Annotated in this window: 19 protein-coding genes; 12 read left to right on the forward strand and 7 right to left on the reverse strand. The window is 68.9% G+C overall.

Annotated elements, in window-relative coordinates; translation table 11 throughout:
• Positions 1-126 precede the first annotated feature (126 nt).
• The gene (locus ACFMRZ_RS16530; protein WP_280272666.1) at positions 127-1,263 is read left to right on the forward strand and encodes a DNA recombination protein RmuC; all 1,137 of its coding nucleotides are present in this window, start codon (positions 127-129) and stop codon (positions 1,261-1,263) included.
• Between the two features lie 58 nt (positions 1,264-1,321).
• Positions 1,322-2,125: a DUF6542 domain-containing protein gene (locus ACFMRZ_RS16535; RefSeq protein WP_400179844.1), complete on the forward strand. Its 804-nt coding sequence runs from the start codon at positions 1,322-1,324 to the stop codon at positions 2,123-2,125.
• 161 nt (positions 2,126-2,286) lie between these two features.
• On the opposite strand, the gene ACFMRZ_RS16540 is transcribed toward ACFMRZ_RS16535, so the two are convergent.
• The gene (locus ACFMRZ_RS16540) at positions 2,287-3,291 is read right to left on the reverse strand and encodes a 4-hydroxy-3-methylbut-2-enyl diphosphate reductase (RefSeq protein ID WP_400179845.1); all 1,005 of its coding nucleotides are present in this window, start codon (positions 3,289-3,291) and stop codon (positions 2,287-2,289) included.
• A gap of 208 nt (positions 3,292-3,499) precedes the next feature.
• Here ACFMRZ_RS16540 and ACFMRZ_RS16545 point away from each other — a divergent pair, with 208 nt between their 5' ends.
• From ACFMRZ_RS16545 to ACFMRZ_RS16560, 4 genes are read left to right on the forward strand one after another with little or no spacing between them, the layout of a single operon-like run.
• Positions 3,500-4,168: a lipid droplet-associated protein gene (locus ACFMRZ_RS16545; RefSeq protein ID WP_400179846.1), complete on the forward strand. Its 669-nt coding sequence runs from the start codon at positions 3,500-3,502 to the stop codon at positions 4,166-4,168.
• The gene (gene xseA, locus ACFMRZ_RS16550; protein WP_400179847.1) at positions 4,165-5,460 is read left to right on the forward strand and encodes an exodeoxyribonuclease VII large subunit; all 1,296 of its coding nucleotides are present in this window, start codon (positions 4,165-4,167) and stop codon (positions 5,458-5,460) included. The genes ACFMRZ_RS16545 and xseA overlap by 4 nt, the downstream gene beginning before the upstream one ends.
• A complete protein-coding gene (locus ACFMRZ_RS16555) occupies positions 5,447-5,680 on the forward strand; it encodes an exodeoxyribonuclease VII small subunit (RefSeq protein WP_280272659.1) in 234 nt (77 codons plus the stop codon). Before xseA ends, ACFMRZ_RS16555 begins: the two co-directional genes overlap by 14 nt.
• The gene (locus ACFMRZ_RS16560) at positions 5,677-6,021 is read left to right on the forward strand and encodes a VOC family protein (RefSeq protein ID WP_280272658.1); all 345 of its coding nucleotides are present in this window, start codon (positions 5,677-5,679) and stop codon (positions 6,019-6,021) included. Before ACFMRZ_RS16555 ends, ACFMRZ_RS16560 begins: the two co-directional genes overlap by 4 nt.
• A 15-nt stretch (positions 6,022-6,036) precedes the next feature.
• On the opposite strand, the gene ACFMRZ_RS16565 is transcribed toward ACFMRZ_RS16560, so the two are convergent.
• Both ACFMRZ_RS16565 and ACFMRZ_RS16570 read right to left on the reverse strand, forming a co-directional pair.
• Positions 6,037-6,924, reverse strand: a complete 888-nt coding sequence (locus tag ACFMRZ_RS16565) for a phosphotransferase family protein (protein ID WP_400179848.1) — start codon at positions 6,922-6,924, stop codon at positions 6,037-6,039.
• Positions 6,925-7,245: 321 nt separating this feature from the next.
• A complete protein-coding gene (locus ACFMRZ_RS16570; protein WP_400179849.1) occupies positions 7,246-7,812 on the reverse strand; it encodes a DUF4245 domain-containing protein in 567 nt (188 codons plus the stop codon).
• 286 nt (positions 7,813-8,098) lie between these two features.
• Here ACFMRZ_RS16570 and glpX point away from each other — a divergent pair, with 286 nt between their 5' ends.
• From glpX to ACFMRZ_RS16590, 4 genes are all read left to right on the forward strand, one after another.
• Positions 8,099-9,142, forward strand: a complete 1,044-nt coding sequence (glpX, locus tag ACFMRZ_RS16575; protein ID WP_280272655.1) for a class II fructose-bisphosphatase — start codon at positions 8,099-8,101, stop codon at positions 9,140-9,142.
• 10 nt (positions 9,143-9,152) lie between these two features.
• A complete protein-coding gene (locus ACFMRZ_RS16580; protein WP_400179850.1) occupies positions 9,153-10,094 on the forward strand; it encodes a phosphotransferase family protein in 942 nt (313 codons plus the stop codon).
• Between the two features lie 50 nt (positions 10,095-10,144).
• Complete coding sequence (locus ACFMRZ_RS16585; RefSeq protein WP_280272653.1) at positions 10,145-10,390, forward strand: zf-TFIIB domain-containing protein; 246 nt, start codon at positions 10,145-10,147, stop codon at positions 10,388-10,390.
• 90 nt (positions 10,391-10,480) lie between these two features.
• Complete coding sequence (locus ACFMRZ_RS16590; RefSeq protein ID WP_400179851.1) at positions 10,481-11,887, forward strand: class II fumarate hydratase; 1,407 nt, start codon at positions 10,481-10,483, stop codon at positions 11,885-11,887.
• Positions 11,888-11,894: 7 nt separating this feature from the next.
• Here the strand turns inward: ACFMRZ_RS16590 and ACFMRZ_RS16595 are convergent, their stop codons facing one another.
• Complete coding sequence (locus tag ACFMRZ_RS16595; RefSeq protein ID WP_400179852.1) at positions 11,895-13,082, reverse strand: FAD-dependent monooxygenase; 1,188 nt, start codon at positions 13,080-13,082, stop codon at positions 11,895-11,897.
• Positions 13,083-13,190: 108 nt separating this feature from the next.
• Here ACFMRZ_RS16595 and ACFMRZ_RS16600 point away from each other — a divergent pair, with 108 nt between their 5' ends.
• Together ACFMRZ_RS16600 and ACFMRZ_RS16605 are read left to right on the forward strand one after the other, a co-directional pair.
• Complete coding sequence (locus tag ACFMRZ_RS16600) at positions 13,191-13,907, forward strand: TetR/AcrR family transcriptional regulator (RefSeq protein ID WP_400179853.1); 717 nt, start codon at positions 13,191-13,193, stop codon at positions 13,905-13,907.
• Between the two features lie 66 nt (positions 13,908-13,973).
• Positions 13,974-14,414 (forward strand): limonene-1,2-epoxide hydrolase family protein, encoded by a 441-nt coding sequence (locus ACFMRZ_RS16605; RefSeq protein ID WP_187686919.1) that lies wholly within the window; start codon positions 13,974-13,976, stop codon positions 14,412-14,414.
• Positions 14,415-14,454: 40 nt separating this feature from the next.
• Here the strand turns inward: ACFMRZ_RS16605 and ACFMRZ_RS16610 are convergent, their stop codons facing one another.
• The 3 genes from ACFMRZ_RS16610 to ACFMRZ_RS16620 all read right to left on the reverse strand — a co-directional run bounded on the left by ACFMRZ_RS16610 (position 14,455) and on the right by ACFMRZ_RS16620 (position 17,467).
• The gene (locus tag ACFMRZ_RS16610; RefSeq protein WP_400179854.1) at positions 14,455-15,312 is read right to left on the reverse strand and encodes an acyl-ACP desaturase; all 858 of its coding nucleotides are present in this window, start codon (positions 15,310-15,312) and stop codon (positions 14,455-14,457) included.
• Between the two features lie 120 nt (positions 15,313-15,432).
• On the reverse strand, positions 15,433-15,957 hold the full coding sequence (locus tag ACFMRZ_RS16615; RefSeq protein WP_400179855.1) for an LGFP repeat-containing protein: 525 nt from the start codon (positions 15,955-15,957) through the stop codon (positions 15,433-15,435).
• Between the two features lie 217 nt (positions 15,958-16,174).
• Positions 16,175-17,467 (reverse strand): PhoH family protein, encoded by a 1,293-nt coding sequence (locus tag ACFMRZ_RS16620; protein WP_400182884.1) that lies wholly within the window; start codon positions 17,465-17,467, stop codon positions 16,175-16,177.
• Positions 17,468-17,850: the final 383 nt, after the last annotated feature.

Raw genomic sequence — 17,850 nt, forward strand, 5'->3', positions numbered from 1 at the left:
CTCCCACCGACAGATCCGAAACCGGCTGGCCGAAGATGTCCCTGAAACGCCACCGGACCCGACGCGGCGCGGGCGGATTGCCCGGATTCCCGTAGTTGTCGGTGGCATGGGGCACTATCTGCACCCATGACCGCATCGATGCTGTGTGCGTTGTTGTTGGTATTCGCCGCCGGAGCCGGGCTCGGGTGGCTGGGGCATGCCGCGCGATCGGGGCGGCGTGCGGCGGCCGCCGAGGCCCAGCTGGCCGCGCTGCGCGACAACGAGAGACTGCTCCGGCAGTCGCTCGGCGCCGCGAACGAGGATGCGGCGCGGCGCAATTCGCAGGCCGTGGGCAGTCTGGTGGACCCGCTGCGCGAGGCGGTGGGCGCGCTGAATCAGCATCTGCGGCAGGTCGAGCACAACCGCGTCGACGCCTATTCCGGACTGCGGGAGCAGGTGGCGGGGATGCAGCGGGTGTCGCACCAGTTGTCCACGCAGACCGGCCAACTGGTGTCGGCGCTGCGGGCGCCGCAGGTCCGCGGGCGCTGGGGCGAGATCCAGTTGGAACGGGTGGTGGAGCTGGCCGGGATGTCGCGGCACTGCGATTTCGACACCCAGGTCAGCGCGTCCGGTCAGGACGGCGGCGTGCGCCCGGACCTTGTGGTGCGAATGGCCGGCGGCCGTCAGATCGTCGTCGACGCCAAGGTCCCGCTGACCGCCTACCTGGACGCCACCGCAGAGACCGAGCCGCGACCGCGCGGCGAACATCTCGCCCGGCACGCCAAACACCTACGCGCGCATGTCGACCAACTGGCCGACAAGGCGTATTGGACGGCATTCGACCCGTCGCCGGAATTCGTGGTGCTGTTCGTGCCGGGTGACCCGTTCCTGGACGCCGCGCTCACCGCGGACTCCGGGCTGTTGGAATATGCCTTCGGCCGGAATGTGATTCTCGCCACGCCGACGACGCTGATCGCGCTGCTGCGCACGGTCGCCTTCGGCTGGCGGCAGGAGGCCCTGTCACGAGATATGGCAACGGTGCAGCAATTGGGGCGGGAGTTGTATACGAGGCTGGGCACCACCGGTCGCCACCTGGACCGCCTCGGCGCTCAACTGGGAAAGGCCGTGGATGCTTTCAACCACACCGTCGCCGCGGTGGAGTCCCGGGTGATGGTGACCGCCCGCCGACTGCACGAGCTGGACATCGGCGACCGGGAGGTCCCGGCAATCGCCCGGGTGGAGTCCTGGCCGCGGGCCGTCGGACTGGTCGAAACCAGCGAGTAACGTGCCCATCCGCCCGGCCTCGAGACACGTCTCGGCCGGGGCAGATAGTGTGCTTTACGTGGCAGCTACCCAACGCGAGCGATCCGAGGTACCGGCATCGCACCGCTCGATCATTCCATCGGTGCCCGGCGTTGCCGCCGGTGCGGCGGTGCTGATCGCGGTGGCGTGTACGTTCATCGGGTTCTTCATCGATGCAGGCAGCAGCGGCAAGGAGCTGACCGGCACCTTCGCGATCTGCTACGTCGTGGGGTGCGTGCTGGCCGCGCTGGTCGTGCGTTATCGCGGTCTGTTCACCACGATGGTGACGCCGCCGCTGCTGTTGTTCGTGTCGGTCCCGCTGGCGTATCAGCAACTGCTCGGCCGTAGTTCCACGTCGGTGAAGGACGTGCTGCTGAATCTGGCGATCCCGCTGGTGAACAGGTTTCCGACGATGGCGGTGGCCACGGTGCTGGTGCTGCTGATCGGCGGGGGTCGCGTATTGATGCACCGGCAGGAGGCCGCGCGTACCGGTGGCGATCGGACCCGTAAATCCTCGTCCCGGAGCCGGAATCCGCGGTCGGGTGAACGCACGCGCCGTAGCCGGGCCGCGAGTTCGTCGGACACCCTGCGTCGCCGAGCCCGTTCGTCGGCCGCCGATGCCGACCCGGAACCTGCGCCACGCGCGAGCCGTCGCGCCTCGGGTCGTGTGGCGGAACGGCCGCCGCGCGTCTCCCCCGCCAAAGCGGCGTATCCGCGCGCCAATTCGGACCGCGCCACGCCCGACCCGGCCGCGCGCCGATCCCGAGCACAGCGCAACGGAGATGTCCCGCCCCACCCGCGCCCGAACGTGCGCTACCGCGACTCCGGGCGCATCGAGCGCTGACGACGGGCACACCGCGCCCCGCGACAACGCCCGCATGCTTCGTCCCCACGCCACAGCAATCGCGGCGACCTCCGAAGTCGTTACCTACCAACCCGATTGGTCACCACTGAGCCGCACCCGGTCAGATTGACGGCGGCGCCCCCACTCAGCTACGACCCCACTCAGCTGCGGGCCGCGCGCAGTTCGCGCGGGAGGGCGAAGACCAAGGTTTCGTTGGCGGTGGTGACCGGCTGGACCTCGCCGTAGCCGTGCTCGGCGAGCAGGTCCAGGACGCCGCGGACGAGGATCTCCGGGACCGAGGCGCCGGAGGTGACGCCGACGGTGCGGACGCCCTCGAACCAGGCCGGGTCCATCTCGGCGGCGAAGTCGACCAGGTAGGAGGCGCGGGCGCCGGCGTTCAGGGCGACCTCGACGAGGCGCTTGGAGTTGGAGGAGTTGCGCGAGCCGACCACGATCACCAGATCGCACTCCGGCGCCATGGCCTTCACCGCGGTCTGACGGTTGGACGTGGCGTAGCAGATGTCGTCCGACGGCGGATCCTGCAGCTTGGGGAAGCGCTCGCGCAGCCGCTGGACCGTCTCCATGGTCTCGTCGACCGAGAGGGTGGTCTGCGACAGCCAGATCACCTTGTTCTCGTCGCGGACGGTGACGGTGTCCACGGCGTCGGGACCGTCGACCAGCTGCACGTGGTCGGGGGCCTCGCCGGCGGTGCCCTCCACCTCCTCGTGGCCCTCGTGGCCGATGAGCAGGATGTCGAAATCGTCGCGGGCGAAGCGCTTGGCCTCCTGGTGCACCTTGGTGACCAGCGGGCAGGTGGCGTCGATGGTGTGCAGGCTGCGTTCGGCGGCGGCCTTGTGCACCGCCGGGGACACGCCGTGCGCGGAGAAGACCACGACGGCGCCCTCGGGCACCTCGTCGGTCTCGTCGACGAAGATCACGCCGCGCTCGCGCAGTGTCTCCACCACGTGCCGGTTGTGCACGATCTCCTTGCGGACGTAGACCGGCGCGCCGTGCTTGTCCAGCGTGCGCTCCACGGTCTCCACCGCGCGATCCACCCCGGCGCAGTAGCCGCGCGGCTCGGCGAGCAGCACGCGCTTGGCCGCACCGGACGCGCCGGAGCCGGCCGACCGGGCGATTCCGACATTCAACGGGATAGCCGAGGACATGCCCCACAGCTTACGTGCGTGCAAAACGACGCGCCCAGGCGACGGCACCGCCACGCGGGTACGACACGCCCGCCGACGAGGGCATCGGCCGCGCGGCCGGGCGCACCCCGGCGGCACTACCCGTCACATCGGCTGATTAAGTGGTCACATGGGTAACTCACGCGGCCCCACTCTTTGCATCACACCGCGTTTCGGGCACGCTATGAGCATGTTTCGACCGCCGTTTCTCGCCCGTGTCGCTGCCGGGGCCGCCGTGTACGCCATCGAAGAAACCCGTCGGCTACCCACGGCGGCAGCGAATTTCCCGATCACCGCGATCAGTCAGCTGCTGCAGACCACGATGCACGCGCAGCAGTTCGTGACCAGCCTCGCTCTCAAGGGCGACGCCGTGTTCGACCGCCTCGCCAACCGTCCGGTCGAACAGCCCGAGTGGGCCACTTTCGACGAGGACACCGAGTTCGAGCAAACCTTTCGCGATATCGCCGAGGCCGCCCGGGTGAGCGCGTTCGATCGGTATTCCGAACCGGAGCCGGAAACTGCTCCCGAAGCGACCGCCGCACCGGCGGACGAAACAGTCGCGGAACCGGCGGACGAAACGGCCCCGGCGCAGGCGGCGGTGACACCGGAGCCCGAGCCCGAGCCCGAAACAACGCTCGCCGCAACGGCTTCCAGCAACGGCGCGGTCGAGGTGATCGAACCGGAGGTCGCCACCCGCTACGACTACACCAACATGACGCTGGCGCAGCTGCGCGCCCGCCTGCGCGTGTTCAGTGTCGAAGATCTCACCGCCCTGCTCGACTACGAGCAGCAGACCCGCGACCGGGCGCCGTTCGTGACCATGCTGACGAACCGGATCGCCACCGTGCGGGCGAAGTGACCGAACCCCGGACGACGCCCGACGGCGACCGCCCCGGCGCCTCGCCCGAGCACCCGTGGCCGGTGCGCAGCATCGCCGTCAAGGTCGCGCAGTGGATCGACCGGCTCGGCAGCATCTGGGTGGAGGGGCAGATCACCCAGATCTCCTTGCGCCCCGGCACCCGCACCGCGTTTCTGGTGTTGCGTGATCCGGCCGCCGACATGTCGCTGTCGGTGAGCTGCGATCCGCAGTTGCTGCGCGGTTCGGCGGTGCCGTTGCAGGAGGGCAGCCGGGTCGTGGTGTACGGGAAGCTCACCTATTTCACCGGCCGTGGCACGATCTCGTTGCGCGTCACCGAGATTCGCCCGGTCGGCATCGGCGAACTGCTCGCCCGGATCGAGCGGCTGAAGGCGCTGCTGGCCGCCGAGGGACTGTTCGATCCGCGTTTGAAGCGCCCGATACCGTTCCTGCCCAAGGTGATCGGCCTGGTCACCGGCCGGGCGAGTGCCGCCGAACACGATGTGCTGACGGTGGCGCGGGAGCGCTGGCCCGCGGTCCGGTTCGAGGTGCGCAACACCGCGGTGCAGGGACCGACCGCGGTCCCCCAGATCTTGGACGCGCTGGCCGAACTCGACCGCGACCCCGATGTCGAGGTGATCGTGCTGGCCCGCGGCGGCGGCAGCGTGGAGGATCTGCTGCCGTTCTCCGACGAGGCCCTGTGCCGCGCCATCGTGTCCGCGACCACGCCGATCGTGAGCGCGATCGGCCACGAGCCGGACAACCCGATCTCCGACCACGTCGCCGACCTGCGCGCGGCCACCCCGACCGATGCCGCCAAACGCGTCGTTCCCGACGCCGCCGCCGAACTGGCGCTGGTGCGGGAGCTGCGAGAGCGATCGGCGGCGGCGCTGCGCGGCTGGGTCGAGCGGGAGTCGCGCGCCCTGAGCCAGCTGCGTTCCCGGCCCGTGCTGGCCGATCCGCTGCGGCTGCTCGAACAGCGGCACGACGAGGCCGAGCGATTGCGCACCGCCGCGCGGCGGGCCGTCGAACACTGCCTCGACGCCCAGTCCACCACCACCCGGCACCTGCGCGACAAGCTCACCGCCGTCGGGCCCGCCGCCACGATGGCCCGCGGATACGCTGTGGTGCAGCGCGTTTCGGGCACGGAGCGACACGTGATCCGCGCCGTCGCCGACGCACCGCCCGGCAGCCAGCTGCGGATCCGGGTCGCCGACGGGGCGATCAACGCGGCCGCACTGGGCAGCCAAGGGTTGGGTGGTAAGACGAAGGAGGCCGAGAATGACCGACAGTGACCTCGCCGAAATCGAGACGTTCGGCTACGAGCGCGCCCGCGACGAACTGGTCAACGTCGTGAAGATGCTGGAACAGGGCGGCATGGACCTGGACGACTCGCTGGCGCTGTGGGAGCGCGGCGAGGCGCTGGCGAACCGCTGCGAGGAGCATCTCGCCGGCGCCCGCAAGCGGGTCGAGGACGCCCTGTCCCGCCGCGACGCCGAGGGCGGGCAGTCGTGAGCATCCGCCGGGTGGTCCCGGACCTGCGCCCCGCCGACCTGGAACGCACCCGGGTCTTCTATCGGCAGCTCGGCTTCGAGGAGGTGATGGACCTCGGCTGGGTCGTCACGCTCGCGTCGCCGTCGAACCCGACCGCGCAGATCCTGCTCATCGGGGCGAATGCCGAAGGCCCGCAACCGGATATCAGCGTCGAGGTCGACGATGTCGATGCCGCGCACGCCGCGATGGTCGCCGCCGATGCCGAGATCGTCTACGCGCTGCGCGACGAACCGTGGGGCGTGCGCCGGTTTTTCGTCCGCGACCCGGACGGCACCGTCGTCAATGTGGTGAGCCACCGCTGACCGGAGCCGCCCGGTTCAGCTCAGCATGCGCACGAGTCGTTCGTGCACGGTGCGCCAGAGGTCGGGGCCGAGGTCGTGCTCGGCGAGCATCTCCAGCATGCACACCATCTGGAGGGCTCGAACGCGCGGCACCAGACCGGGTTCGCGCGGGTCGATACCCACACCGTCCAGGAAGGCGGGCCAGGCGGCGGTGAATACGGCGGGGCCGGAGAAGCTCACCGACCAGGCCCACCAGGCCACGTCGTAGAGCGGGTCGGCCAGCCGCACCGATTCGAAGTCGAGCAGGCCGGTGATGGAGGTGCCCTCGACGAGCACGTTCACCGGCGCGAAATCGCCGTGCGCCAGCACCGTCGGGCGGCCGTCGAACAGTTCGGGCAGGTCGGCCAGCACCTCTTCCAAGGTGTCGCTCTGCTGGGACGAGAGCGCGGGGGCCAGGCATTCGGCCCAGGCGTCGGCGCGGGCGGAGAGGTAGCGCGGGCGGGCCCAGGAATCGTCGAGATCCAGGTCGTCGCCGGGCAATTCGGAGAAATCGGCGAGCAGGGCGCCCATCGACCAAGCCACCAGGGGGAACCGCGGGCTCTTCGGGCCGGTCTCCGGGCTGTCCGGCACCGGGACTCCCGGTAGTGCCTCGAACACGGCCCACGGCGGGTCGGCGTCCAGGTCGGAGCGGCGGATGACCGGGATCGGAATGCCCTTGTCCGCGGCGGGTTCGCGTAAGGCCTCCATGATCCGTACGCGGCGCTCGGCGTCGGCGCGGCGTCTGTAACGCTGCAGGACCACACGGGTTTCGTCGGCGAGGGTCACCAGCTCGGTGCGGTTCTGAACACCCCACTCGGCCGGCATTGCTTCGCTGACAGGCTGACCCACTGCCCGCTCCAGCCAGCCGACGTCCGCGCGTTCCACTTGCCTGACGTTAGCGGGCGTACCCCTCCCGACGCTACGAAACTGTGCCGAGCGACAGTCCCGATCCGCGCCGTCCCAGTGCCGGTGGCCGCTGCGGGTGCGCGAAAAAGGTTGGGCGCCAATGCAAGAGCCGACCGTTTAGGGAGAGCATCCTCGCGAAATCGTCGTCATCCCGGCATGTTCTTGGCCGGGATCCACACCCATGCAGATGGGTTCCGGCCAAGAACATGCCGGAATGACGGGAAGGGGTCATGCCCGAATGGCAGGGACGGTTTCGTGCCGGAACCACGAAGGGGTTAGCGCCGCAACCTACCTGGTGCACTAAGGCGAGATAGGCTGTGCCGCACCGGCAGCGCCGGCCAGCGTCTTGTACGCCTCTTGGTTACCCGCACCCTTGACCAGCACTCGGACCGCGCCGAAGTCGGAAACCCAGGCGGGCTCGCTGCCCTCGACGTGGTACACCGTCCACGACCGATCACCGATCTGCTGGGTGCCGCCGCGAGCCCGAGTACCCAACAGGTGGTTGGCGAGCGCGTCGGCGGTGGCGGCGGATTGGGTCAGCTGCATGTACGTGCCCTGCGGTGTGATGTAACCGACCGTGCTGGCGGCTCCCCCACCGTTCCCCGACACCGTGTCACGGCTGCCCGAGTTCGGTTGCCAGCCCTCCGGCAGGGCTGGTTCGCGAATCGGGAACGGCAGCGTGCCCGCATCGTCCCGCAACGCGGCATGCACGTCGAAGTTCGGAATCTTCCCCGGCGTCGGACCGTCCGCGGAGAAACTGCACTGGCTGGCGATCGCGGCGATCACCAGGCAGATCAGCACCAGCGGAATCAGCGACCAGAACAAGTCCCGATAGTCCTGCATGATCCGCGGCTTCTGATAAGACACGCCCCCCAGTATGCAGTGTTGTCGGCCTCCGCTTCGCTCCGGCGGGGGCGCGGCCCCTTCGGCTCGCTTCTTCCCTCCTCCGCTCCTCCGCTTCGCTCCCCCGCTCCGTCAGTCCAGAAACGAGCCGGGCCGCGCCCCTGTGTCGTTACCCGCAAAGAGAGGGATGGGCACTCCGTGGCGACCCGCGTGTCGAGGCATCGGACACTTGGACGCTAGTACCTGAACTCTTGCTCGAGGGGTCTGCGACAATTCAGGGCGCAGGACACAACTCTAGGAGGCATCCCACATGACGGCACCTACGCCCGCATCCAGCCGCCGTGAGGCCCCGGACCGTAACCTCGCGCTGGAATTGGTCCGGGTGACCGAGGCCGGGGCGATGGCGGCGGGGCGCTGGGTCGGCCGCGGTGACAAGGAGGGCGGCGACGGTGCCGCGGTGGACGCGATGCGGCAGCTCGTGGCCACGGTGTCGATGCGCGGCATCGTCGTGATCGGCGAGGGCGAGAAGGACGAGGCGCCCATGCTGTACAACGGCGAGGCGGTCGGCGACGGCACGGGGCCCGAGGTCGACTTCGCCGTGGATCCGATCGACGGCACCACGCTGATGTCGAAGGGCTCGCCCGGGGCGATCGCGGTGCTGGCGGTGGCCGAGCGGGGTTCGATGTTCGACCCGTCGGCCGTGTTCTACATGGAGAAGATCGCGGTCGGGCCGGACGCCGCCGACGTGATCGATCTGTCCGCCCCGATCGCGGAGAACCTGCGCCGGGTGGCCAAGGCCAAGAACTCCTCGGTGTCGGACCTGACCGTGTGCGTGCTGGACCGGCCGCGGCACGCCCGGCACATCCAGGAGGTGCGCGACGCCGGCGCCCGCATCCGCCTGATCTCCGACGGTGACGTCGCCGGCGCCATCGCCACCGCGCGCCCCGACTCCGGTACCGACATGCTGATCGGCGTCGGCGGCACGCCCGAGGGCATCATCGCCGCCGCCGCGATGCGCTGCATGGGCGGCGAACTGCAGGCTCAGCTGGCGCCGAAGGACGACGAGGAGCGGCAGAAGGCGCTCGACGCCGGCCACGACCTGGACCGCATCCTGACCACCGAGGACCTGGTGTCGGGCGACAACGTCTTCTTCTGCGCCACCGGCGTCACCGACGGCGACCTGCTGCGCGGCGTGCGCTACTTCAGCGGCGGCGCGTCCACCCAGTCCATCGTGATGCGCTCGAAGTCGGGCACGGTCCGCATGATCGACGCCTACCACCGCCTGACCAAGCTGCGCGAATACTCCTCGGTCAACTTCAGCGGCGACGAGGACGCCGTCCCGCCGATGCCCTGACCCCTCCGCGATGACGACGGGCGATCTGTTCGCCGAACTGATCCGCGTGGCCCGGGAGGCCGGGGCCGAGGGGATTCCCGAGGTGCTGTCCGACCGGGCCGACGGCCAGGTGGTCCGCGTAGGCGCGCTGGTCGTCAAGGCGCACCCCGCCGACACCGACCCGCTCGCCCTGCGCGCCCGGCTCCGAACGGCAAGCGCCGCACCGTTACGCAGCATCCTCGTAGCACCGCTGACGATCCACGGTGACCTGCTGTGCTTCGTCCACGAACGCCCGGTCACAGCTTGGCCCCACGGCATCCCCGTCGATCCCGGCGACCCGGATTCCGCTCCCTGGGAGCAGAGCGCGACCCTGCTCGCCCGCCTGCACCGCATCGCACTCACCCGAACACGAGTAGACGACGAAAACCCACAGAACGCCGGGCATCCAGAGCACCGGCCCCACTGTTCCCAGATAGCCGGTGCGCCCGCCCGCGTGCACCGTGCCATCGCCCGGCTGCGCGCCGCTCACGCCGACTCGGCCGCCACCAAAGCCGTGCTACGCGCCTTCGACACCCTCCCGCCCCTGGACAACGCACCGAAGACGCTGGTACACGGCGACTTCCACTTAGGCCAGCTGGTACGTCTGGACGAAAACCGTTGGCGGCTCATCGATGTCGACGACTTGGGCGTGGGTGACCCGGCGTGGGATCTGGCGAGGCCCGCGGGCTACTTCGCCGCGGGCATTCTCGAACCCCTTGCCTGGCAGCGGTTCCTGAACGCCTATCGGCGTGGCGGCGGTCCGGCGGTGCCGCCGCGCGGAGACGAGTGGGCGGCGCTCGACGTTCCGGCGCGGGCGCTGGTGGTGCAGGCCGCCGCCCTCGCGGTGGCGAAGTCCCCTGCGGGCCTGGACGATCTCGACCTCGCGTTGATCAATGCGTGCGTGCGTATGACGGCGCTCCCGTATGGTGGGTGACGCATATGGCACGGCCCGCATACGTGCCGCGAAGCTAGGGAGCGAATGGGATGCAATGCCCGAAATGTCACGGTTTCATGCAGACCTACAACCGCAGCGGTGTGCAGATCGAACAGTGCACCAACTGCCGCGGCATCTTCTTGGACTACGGTGAACTCGAGCATCTGACCAGCCTCGGCTCCGGCTTCGGCGCGCCGCCGCCCCCGGGCGCGGGCCCGGCCTGGGGCGCCCAGCACTACGGCCACGGGCACAAGCACCACAAACGCGGTTTCGGCAAGATGCTGTTCTCCTCCTGAACTATTCCCGGACCAGCGGTCGCGCCCGTGTGCGAAAGCCCTCAGGCGTGGCAGCCCACCTCGACCGCACGCGGGCTTAGGGTCGAAAGCATGACCGACGACCAGACGCAGTACCGCATCGAACACGACACCATGGGCGAGGTCCGCGTGCCGGTGAACGCACTGTGGCGCGCGCAGACCCAGCGAGCCGTCGAGAACTTCCCGATCAGCGGCCGCGGCTTGGAGCGCGCCCAGATCCGCGCGCTCGGCCTGCTGAAGGCGGCCTGCGCCACGGTGAACAAGGACCTCGGCCTGCTCGACGCCACCAAGGCGGACGCCATTGTCGCCGCGGCCACCGAGATCGCCGAGGGCCGCCACGACGACCAGTTCCCGATCGACGTGTTCCAGACCGGTTCGGGCACCAGCTCCAACATGAACGCCAACGAGGTCATCGCCGGTCTGGCCGCCGGTAGCGGTATCACGGTGCACCCCAACGACGACGTGAACATGTCGCAGTCGTCCAACGACACCTTCCCCACCGCCACGCACCTGGCCGCCACCGAGGCCGTGATCCGGGACCTGATTCCGGCCCTCGACCATCTGCGGCTGCGGTTGCTGGACAAGTCCACCGAGTGGCGGACCGTGGTGAAGTCGGGCCGTACCCATCTGATGGACGCGGTGCCGGTCACGCTGGGCCAGGAGTTCGGCGGCTACACCCGGCAGGTGCAGGCGGGGATGGAACGCCTGATCGCGACGCTGCCCCGGCTGGGTGAGCTGCCCATCGGCGGCACCGCGGTCGGCACCGGACTGAACGCGCCCGCCGGTTTCGGTGCGAAAGTCGTTGCGGAACTGCGTAAGTCGACCGGACTCGACGAATTGACCGAGGCACAGGATCATTTCGAGGCGCAGGCCGCCCGCGACGGTCTGGTGGAGGTGTCGGGCGCGCTGCGCACGGTCGCGATCAGCCTCACCAAGATCGCGAACGATATTCGCTGGATGGGCTCGGGCCCGCTGACCGGCCTGGCCGAGATCCAGCTGCCGGATCTGCAGCCGGGTTCCTCGATCATGCCCGGCAAGGTGAATCCGGTACTGCCGGAGGCGGTTACGCAGGTGGCCGCGCAGGTGATCGGCAACGACGCCGCGACCACCTGGGGCGGCGGCAACGGCGCCTTCGAGCTCAACGTCTACATCCCGATGATGGCGCGCAACGTCCTCGAGTCGATCCGCCTGCTGGCCAACGTGTCCCGGCTGTTCGCCGACAAGTGTGTCGCGGGCCTGACCGCCGACACCGAGCGGCTGCGCCGGCTGGCCGAGTCCTCCCCCTCCATCGTCACACCGCTGAACTCGGCCATCGGTTACGAGGAGGCGGCCGCGGTGGCGAAGGAAGCGCTGAAGGAGCACAAGACCATTCGGCAGGCCGTCGTCGATCGTGGCCTCATCGGCGACACACTGTCCGAAGCGGAGCTGGACCGCAGGCTCGACGTGCTGTCGATGGCGAAGGTGGACGGCGAGAAGTAACACGGCTTCAGCGACCGGCCGCGATCGCCGCCTCGTAGTCCCGCAGCTCGATATCGTTGGCCGCGTTGTCGGCGTATTTGACCATCAGGTCGAACAGCCGGGAACCGAGGAACCAGTTGCGAACCCGGATGCCCCACGCCGTCTTCGGCGCCAGGAAGTGACCTGCGTTGGAGTTTCCGGCGATCTTGGCGTAGCGGCGCATGACCTCGTCGTAGCGGGCGTACGCCGCGACGTGGTCGCCGCCGGCCGCCGCCAGCTCACCGGCCAGCACATAGGCGCCGACGACGGCGAGCCCGGTGCCGAAGCCGCCCAAGGTATTTCCGTAGGCGGAGTCGCCGACCAGCGCCACCCGGCCCTTCGTGTAGCCGTTCTTCATCCGCACCTGACCGATGGAATCCAGGTAGAAGTCGTCGAGTTCGCCGAGCCGGGCGAGCATGCCGGGCACCTCGCCGCCCATGCCCGCGAATCGCTCGGTCACGATACGGCGCTGCGCCGCAACGTCTTTGCGGTCGTAGTCGAGTTGGGGCGCGGCGAACATGTACATCTGCGACGCCTTCGATCCGCCCTTGACGGCCAGCCGCCCCGGCGCACTCCAGGTATGAGAGATGTTGCGCTGCTTGCTGTCCGGGTCGTGGCCCCAGCCCGGAGCGCCCGCCAGGCAGTAGTAGTAACCGAGGTGACGAACATAGTCGCGCTCCGGCCCGAAGGCCAGCCGCCGCACGACCGAATGGATTCCGTCGCAGCCGACGACCAGGTCGAAGGTGCGGGTTCGCGCGCGCTCGAACCGCACCCGCACGCCCTGCTCGGTCTCGGTGAGTTCGGTGATCGAGTCGCCGAACAGGTACTCACAGCTGCCCGCGGTGCGCTCGTAGAGCAGCTCCGCCAGGTCGCCGCGCAGGATCTCGACATCGCCGCCGGTGAATTCGCCCGATATGACGGCGCGTTCGCGACCTGAGTCGTCCAGATACACCATGTCGGTCTTGCCGGTCTGACGGCGCTGGATCTCCTCCCAGATACCCATCCGCTCCAGCACGGTGCGGTGCGTGGCGCCCTTGAAATCGACGGCCTGACCGCTGCGGCGCAGCGCCGGCGCGCGCTCCACGACGGTGACGTCGAAGCCGTACCGGTCGAGCCAGTAGGCGAGGGACGGACCGGCGATGCTGGCGCCGGAGACGAGGACGGTGGTCTTGCGCATGAGGGGAACTCCTTCACTAACTGCGTCCGGCGGACGCTGTTGATGAACATCAGCGTATGCTGGACGCAGATTCTCGTCAATCGGGAACTATCGGGAAGGATGGGGACCATGTCGGCACCGAGCACCCTCGACCTGTTGTGGGGCGCCCCGCAACGCCCCAAGCGCGGGCCGAAACCCTCGCTCACGCTGGAACGGATCGTCGGCGAGGCGATCACCCTCGCGGATGCCGAGGGCCTGACCAACCTGTCGATGCAACGCCTGGCCGAGCGGCTGGGCTGCGCGAAGATGGCGCTGTACCGCTATGTGCCCGGCAAGACCGAACTCACCGCCCTCATGCTGGACGCGGCCATGGGTACGCCGCCGTCCTCGTCGCCCGCCGCGCCGGCCTGGCGCAACGATTTGCGGATGTGGTCCGAGACCATCTTCGACCGTATGCGCGACCATCCCTGGACGCTGGAGCTGGCCAACGGCGTGCGGCCGATGGGCCCCAACGAGATCGCGTGGCTGGAGAGCGCGCTCACAGCCCTGTCCGAGTTGCCCCTCACCGGCGCGGAACGCCTCGACACGGTGGTGCTGCTGCTCGGTCACGTCCGCAGCCTCGTGCAGCAGGTCGGCCCGGCCGGCGCTGACGACGATCTCGAGGCGCGGCTCGCCGAACAGATCGGGCAGGTCCTGGGCGCCCACGCCGACCGATACCCACACGTCGTCGCGGCCTTCGCCGACAACGCCGCGGACCCCGCCACCCTGCGCAACAAGGCGCTGTCCTTCGGTATCGACCGCATTCTCGACGGCATCGCCGCCCTGATCGCCGACCGGGCGCGCTGAAAGCCGTTGCGCGAAACAACGGCCGGAACATGGCCCGAGCGACCCCGCGGCGCTTACAGTCGGAACATGTCCGAGCTACCCGAGTTACAGCAGGATGCGATCACCACGGTGCGCGAATTCTTCGCGGCGCTGGAAGTGGGCGCGGTGCACGAGGCCCTCGATCTCGTCGATCCCGACATCGTCTGGAAGAACACCTCGCTGCCCGATGTCCGCGGCGCCGGCCGCGTGGCCGGGCTGCTGCGCGGGTTGAACCGGCCGTCGTTCGGTTTTCGCGCCGACATGCACCACATCGCCGCGGAATCCAACGGCTCCCCCGCCGCCGAGGGCAGCACGGTGCTCACCGAGCGCACCGATTACCTGCGCGCCGGGCCCGTCGAGATCGCCTTCTGGGTCTGCGGCACCTTCGAAATCGTGGACGGCCGCATCACCCTGTGGCACGACCACTTCTCCTGGGAGAACTTCCTGCGCGGCACCGCGGTAGGGCTCTGGCGCGCCGTACGCCGCTGAACCCGGCGGGGCGCCGATCGTCCGACGCCCCGCGCCTACCTCAGCGACGCAAGTGCGCCAGTTCTGCGCGCGCCGCCTCACCCACGTCGGTGAAATCGGTGCGGGAGAAGATGTTCCAGCGCTCCAACAGGGGCGCGAAGACCAGCTCGCCCTCGCGGGCCGGATCGTAGATGCCCGCCTCGGCCAGCACCTCGGTGCTGTTGCGGCCGCCGGGCAGCGCGACCTCGGGGACGCGGAACGCGGCGACCTGATCGGCGATGGCCCGCACGGTCTGGTCGGGCGCCAGGTCCAGTCCGGCGGCGACGAGATTGGCGAAGAACACGGCCTGCAGCTCGTCGTCGGCGGCGAGTCGCTCGGCGATCGCGGTCACCAGCGGATTCTCCTGCAGCGCGGCGGTATTGCGGTGCCGCACCGCGGCGGCGGTCTCCTCGAAGGCGTTCGCGGCCAGCACATCCAGCAGATGCAGCGACGGGCGGCGGAAACCGTCGGTCATATGCGCCATCCGCAGCCGCTCCAGCTCCACCGGGTCCACCGAGCGGGACACCATCAGATAGTTGCGGATCAGGATCTCGTGCCGGTTCTCCTCGGCCGTCCACCGGCCGACCCATCGCCACCACGGGCCGGTGCGCAGATATTTGCCGAGTTCACGGTGATACGAGGGCAGATTGTCGGCGATCAGGACGCTGACGGTGAGCGCCAGTCGCGCCACCTCGCTCAGCTCGGATTGTCCCTGCTCCCAGTCGGTTCCGCCGAGGAAGGCGAAATTCCGGCCGTCGTCCCAGGGCACGTGGTCGTGCGGTTGCCAGCCATCCGCCACGGCCATGTGCCGCCGCAGGTTCTCCTCCACCTCCGCCGCCAGCGATTCCAGCAGTTCACGGTCGGTCAACAGAGTTTGCACCCCGACAACCTACCCAGTCCGCCCGGCGAATGGGAAAGGCTCCGCCGAACACGCAGACAATCCACAGCAACGGCCCCGGAACCGTTGGGACGTTTCCGGGGCCGAGTGCGGGTCGGGAATCTACTTCTCGGTCACCGTGGTCTTGCGGTCGCTGGCGTTCCAGCTGATGCTGCCGCCGGTGAAGTCGCTCTGCTTGCCGCCGCTGATGTCCTTCTCGTCGGTGGTCGGGTAGCCGAGCTTGCTGTTCACCCCGCCGCTGTTCTCCCATTCCTGGCGGATGTCGCCCCACACCACATGCGACCCGGTCTGCTCGCTCCAGCAGATGAGACCGGCCGTGAACTCCTGGCAGGAGCCGCCGTCGGGGCCGCTCACGGCCGCCCCGGTGGGCTCGCCCAGCGCGCCTGTCGGCCCGCCCGTCTCGTTGTACTTGGCGAGAACCTGCCCGGCGACGGCGATCTCACCGTTCTGAGTGGCGATCTTGGTTTCGGTCGCCGCGCCGCTCTCGTTGCCCATCTCATGCTCCGAGGTGGTCGCCGGCGTGGTGGTGGCGGGCATGGTGGTGGCCGAGGCGGAACTACTCGAATCGTTGTTGTCGTCGTCGTTGCTGCAGCCGGTGAACAACAGGGCCGCGGCAGCGATCGTCATGGTGCAAGCCGCCGAACGTCGAGCGAAGTGGTGCATGTCCATCCTCTCGAAAATGGTTGCCGGTGGCGCCACTACGACGCCACCGGCAACTCAGGCCGTTGCCCGGCTATGGTCCGGCGAATTGAAGCTCGTCACCCGAAACCAACGCCGAACAGGTATCCCGTGGAAATATACCCGTCAACCTGTGAGGTGAAACACATACCAAGGATTTGCTGACCTATGCGTTCGGCCCGTACTCCTCCAGCATCTCGGTGACCAGCGCGGCGATCGGCGATCGCTCGCTGCGGGTGAGCGTCACGTGGGCGAAAAGCGGGTGCCCCTTGAGCTTCTCGATCACCGCCGCCACCCCGTCGTGCCGGCCGACACGCAGGTTGTCACGCTGGGCGACGTCGTGGGTGAGCACCACCCGCGAGCCGCTGCCCAACCGGCTCAGCACCGTCAGCAGCACGTTGCGCTCCAGCGATTGCGCCTCGTCCACGATCACGAACGAGTCGTGCAGCGAGCGGCCCCGAATGTGGGTCAGCGGCAACACCTCCAGCATGCCGCGCGCCAGCACCTCCTCCATGACCTCCGGGCTGGCCAGGCCGTCGAGGGTGTCGAACACCGCCTGCGCCCACGGGCCCATCTTCTCGCTCTCGGAACCCGGTAGATAGCCCAGTTCCTGACCGCCGACCGCGTACAGCGGCCGGAACACCACCACCTTGCGCTGAGATCGCCGCTCCAGCACCGCCTCCAGGCCCGCGGTCAGCGCCAGCGCCGATTTACCGGTGCCGGCCTTGCCGCCCAGCGACACGATGCCCACGCTCTCGTCGAGCAGTAGATCCAGCGCGATGCGCTGCTCGGCGGAGCGGCCGTGCAGTCCGAACGCCTCGCGGTCCCCGCGCACCAACTGCAACCGCTTGTCCGACGTCACCCGGGCCAGTGCGCTGCCGTTGGCGCCCAACAGCCGGATCCCGGTGTGGCAGGGCATGTCCCGGACCTCGTCGAGATCGATGACGCTCTCGGCGTACAGCCGGTCGACGGCCTCGGGAGCGACCTCGAGTTCGGCCATACCGGTCCAGCCCGACGTGACCACGTCCTGCGCGTGGTACTCGTCGGCGTGCAGACCCACCGAACTGGCCTTCACCCGCATCGGAATGTCCTTGGACACCAGCGTGACCGAGCGGCCCTCGGCGGCCAGATTCAGCGCACAGGCGAGGATGCGGGAATCGTTGCTGTCGGTGCGGAACCCGACCGGCAGCACCTCCGGATCGGTGTGGTTCAGCTCCACCTGGAGCGTGCCACCCTCGGTGCCGATCGGCACCTGCTCGTCCAGCCGCCCGTGCACCACCCGCAGATCGTCCAGCATGCGCAGGGACTCCCGCGCGAACCAGCCGAGTTCGTGATGGTGCCGTTTGCCCTCGAGTTCGCTGATCACCACGAGCGGCAGCACCACGTGATGCTCGCCGAAACGCGTGATGGCCCAGGGATCCGATAACAACACGGAGGTGTCGATGACGAAGGTTTTCAACCCGGATTTCCGGGCAGTCTGCGAGGTGGAAGCTCCCTTTCCGGAGCGTGCGCTCTGGGTCGAGCGGGCTTTCGCCGAGGGAGCGATGACGGAGCGTGCATCAGTCACGGTGGGCTCCTTTGTTGTTCGTACAGCACCCGTACGAACGTTCTCGCTGGGCCGGTCCGCCCTGGGGTCAGTGGACCCGAGGGCCGGGCGCCGGCCCCCTCGCACTGAATTTCTCAGCCACGATCAGGACCTCCCGCACGAGCCACACCGCCGCGGCCCGCACATCCGACGTTACTGCGCATCCGCGATTCCGGCTCCCGAGATCGCAGGCGTGTCGGTGAATATGTCGTTAACGCGGCGCACGTATACCCAATTCAGCGAAAGTTCAAGCTATG

Origin of the sequence: Nocardia sp. N2S4-5 (assembly GCF_044628355.1) — a bacterium.
Lineage (GTDB): Bacteria > Actinomycetota > Actinomycetes > Mycobacteriales > Mycobacteriaceae > Nocardia > Nocardia wallacei_B.

Coding starts and splice junctions, on each gene's coding strand:
- glpX (WP_280272655.1), top strand. CDS start 8,099: ATGACGGCACCTACGCCCGCATCCAGCCGCCGTGAGGCCCCGGACCGT.
- ACFMRZ_RS16595 (WP_400179852.1), bottom strand. CDS start 13,082: ATGCGCAAGACCACCGTCCTCGTCTCCGGCGCCAGCATCGCCGGTCCG.
- ACFMRZ_RS16605 (WP_187686919.1), top strand. CDS start 13,974: ATGTCCGAGCTACCCGAGTTACAGCAGGATGCGATCACCACGGTGCGC.
- ACFMRZ_RS16530 (WP_280272666.1), top strand. CDS start 127: ATGACCGCATCGATGCTGTGTGCGTTGTTGTTGGTATTCGCCGCCGGA.
- ACFMRZ_RS16590 (WP_400179851.1), top strand. CDS start 10,481: ATGACCGACGACCAGACGCAGTACCGCATCGAACACGACACCATGGGC.
- ACFMRZ_RS16555 (WP_280272659.1), top strand. CDS start 5,447: ATGACCGACAGTGACCTCGCCGAAATCGAGACGTTCGGCTACGAGCGC.
- ACFMRZ_RS16585 (WP_280272653.1), top strand. CDS start 10,145: ATGCAATGCCCGAAATGTCACGGTTTCATGCAGACCTACAACCGCAGC.
- ACFMRZ_RS16615 (WP_400179855.1), bottom strand. CDS start 15,957: ATGACGATCGCTGCCGCGGCCCTGTTGTTCACCGGCTGCAGCAACGAC.
- ACFMRZ_RS16540 (WP_400179845.1), bottom strand. CDS start 3,291: ATGTCCTCGGCTATCCCGTTGAATGTCGGAATCGCCCGGTCGGCCGGC.
- ACFMRZ_RS16600 (WP_400179853.1), top strand. CDS start 13,191: ATGTCGGCACCGAGCACCCTCGACCTGTTGTGGGGCGCCCCGCAACGC.
- ACFMRZ_RS16545 (WP_400179846.1), top strand. CDS start 3,500: ATGTTTCGACCGCCGTTTCTCGCCCGTGTCGCTGCCGGGGCCGCCGTG.
- ACFMRZ_RS16580 (WP_400179850.1), top strand. CDS start 9,153: ATGACGACGGGCGATCTGTTCGCCGAACTGATCCGCGTGGCCCGGGAG.